At 77.0% G+C, this 2350-nt stretch carries 2 protein-coding genes; both read right to left on the bottom strand.

From position 1 onward, the window contains the following. Nucleotides 1-62: 62 nt before the first annotated feature. On the bottom strand, nt 63-1121 hold the full coding sequence (locus tag ACIQOV_RS37785; RefSeq protein WP_401055302.1) for a polysaccharide deacetylase family protein: 1059 nt from the start codon (nt 1119-1121) through the stop codon (nt 63-65). Between the two features lie 173 nt (nt 1122-1294). Then, nucleotides 1295-2188 (bottom strand): aminoglycoside phosphotransferase family protein, encoded by an 894-nt coding sequence (locus ACIQOV_RS37780; RefSeq protein WP_359909662.1) that lies wholly within the window; start codon nt 2186-2188, stop codon nt 1295-1297. Between the last annotated feature and the right edge of the window lie 162 nt (nt 2189-2350).

Genomic DNA, 2350 nt, shown 5'->3' with positions numbered 1-2350 from the left:
GGGGAGAACGGGGGGAACGCCCGGAGCGTTCCGGGCGGAGCCGAGGCCCCGACGGCCCTGGCCTACGCGGCCGGGAAGTCGAAGGTGTAGCCCTGGGCGACCAGCCAGGGCAGCAGCTGCTTGAGTGCGGCCACGGTCTGGCTGCGGTCGCCGCCGCCGTCGTGCATCAGGATCACGCCGCCGGGCCTGAGCTGCTTCTGCACGGCCGAGACGATGGCCGGCGTGCCCGGACGCGCCCAGTCGCGCGGGTCGACGGACCAGCCGAGGGAGGACATCCCGAGGCTCGCGGTGATGTGCTCGTTGTCGGCGTTGAAGCCGCCGCCCGGGGCGCGGAACCAGCCGACCCCGGTGCCGGGGCCGCCGGCCTGGACGATCATGTTCCGGGCGTCGGTGATCTCGGCCACGGCCTTGTCGTGCGGGAGCTTGGCGAACGGCTGCGGGTGGTGGACGCTGTGGTCGCAGAGCCGGTGCCCGGCGGCCAGGACGCGCTTGACCATGGCGGGGTTGGCGGCGGCGTTCTGGCCGATCTGGCAGAAGGTGGCCTTGACGTGGTACTGGGCCAGCAGGTCGAGGATCTGGCCGGTGGCCGGGCCGGGGCCGTCGTCGAAGGTGAGCGCCACGGTGCGGCCGCCGGAGGCGGTGGAGCCGATCACGGTGCCCGCGCCGGTGTGCGGGGGCGGCACGGCGGGCGAGGACGGCGCGGCGGTCGGGGTGACCGGTGGGGTCTGGGTGGCCGGAGCGGTGGGTGTGGTGGGCGTGGTGGGAGTGGTCGGCGCGGTGGAGACGGGGGAGCCCGTGGCCGCGGTCGGCCTCGGCTTCGCCGGCACCGCCGGTGCGGGGGCGGCCGGTGCGGGGGCGGCCGGGGAGCCCGCGCCCGGTGGCACGGCGTCCGATCCGGGCGCCGGCGCGAGGGTGGTCGCCGCCGTCCCGCCGGGTTCGGTGGCGGCCGGCGTCTGCGTCCCGGACGGCGCCGCCGCGCTCGGCGGCCGGAGTGCCCCGCTGGCGGTCCCGCACGCGGCCAGCCCCAGGGCGGCGGCCACCGCGACGCAGCCCGCGAGCAGCCGGCGCCCGGATCGGGACGGTGGGGTCGGGGCGGAGGGGCGGCGGGCGGTCCGGTGCATGGCGGCGGCTCCTGAGGTGCGAGTGCGGTGCCGATCTCTCGGGTCAGGACGACTGTCCGACAGGACGCCGATCGTACGTTCCGCGGTTGCGGACCGGACCGACCCGCCGTAAGAGTCTTCTCACACTCGCCCCGCTGGCGGCCCCGCCGCTCCACGGGTAACGGGGAGGGCCGTCAGAAGGGGTACCAGCGCACCTCGGTGGCCCCGTCCCGCAGCGAGTCGACCCGGCGCCGGAACTCCTTCAGCGCGGCCGGGTTGCTGGCCGCCTGCTGCGCCACCCAGGAGGCGCTGGCGGTCTCCCGGGCGCCGCGCAGCACCGTGAAGCCGGGCCACTCGCGCACGTCCCAGCCGTACGCCCCGGTGAACGCGCGGTACTCCTCGACGGGCACGCCGTAGCGGTCCTGGCTGAGGGCGAGGACCACTAGGTCGTGCTCGCGCAGGTCGTTCGCCATGAACTCCAGGTCGAGCAGCACCGGCCCGTCCGGGCCGATGTGGAGGTTGCGCGGCAGCGCGTCGCCGTGGATCACCCCGGGGTGCAACTGCGGGACGAGGTCGGGCAGGGCGGCCGCGAAGGCGTCCCGGCGGTGGCGCAGGAAGGCGACGTCCACCGGGTCCACGTGGCCCTCGGCGGAGGCCAGCCAGCGCTCGACCGGGGCCAGCAGGTCGCGCCGACCGAGGGTGAAGGGCGGCAGCGGCAGCTGGTGCAGGGCGTGCAGCAGCGGGGCGAGGTCGACCGGGCGGGCGGGCCGGACGGCGGGCGCGAGCCGGTGCCAGAAGGTGACCGGGTGGCCGTCGGCCAGCTGCGGCTCGGGCGCCACCGCGTCGTACGGGCGGACCACCGGGACGTCCTGGCCGGCCAGCCAGTGGGCCAGGGCCAGTTCGCGGTGGGCCCGGTCGTACAGCTCGGGGCCGCGGCCGACCTTGGCGACCACGGCCGGGTCGCCGAGGTCGAAGACGGCGTTCTCGCCGAGCGCGAGCAGCGTGGCCCCGTCGGGGGCGGCCAGCCCGGCCGACTCGCAGGCCCGGGCGAGCAGCAGCCGGGCGCGGCCCTCGTCGAAGGGGATCATGACTGGGTTTCCGTTCCGCCGACGTCCATCCGGGGAACCCCGGACGGTGATCATCATGACGCAAGGACGCCGGGCCCCGCGCGCTGCGGAGCCCGGCGTCGGGCGGGTCGGAGGGGGCTCGGACGGGTCTCGGACGGGTCGGGGACGCCGGGGCTCCGGGGG

Source organism: Kitasatospora sp. NPDC091257 (genome assembly GCF_044757675.1).
In the GTDB taxonomy this organism is placed as follows: Bacteria; Actinomycetota; Actinomycetes; order Streptomycetales; family Streptomycetaceae; genus Kitasatospora; species Kitasatospora lactacystinica.
The sequence above is the reverse complement of the archived record's forward strand: the minus strand, read 5'-3'. Positions and strand labels throughout refer to the sequence as shown.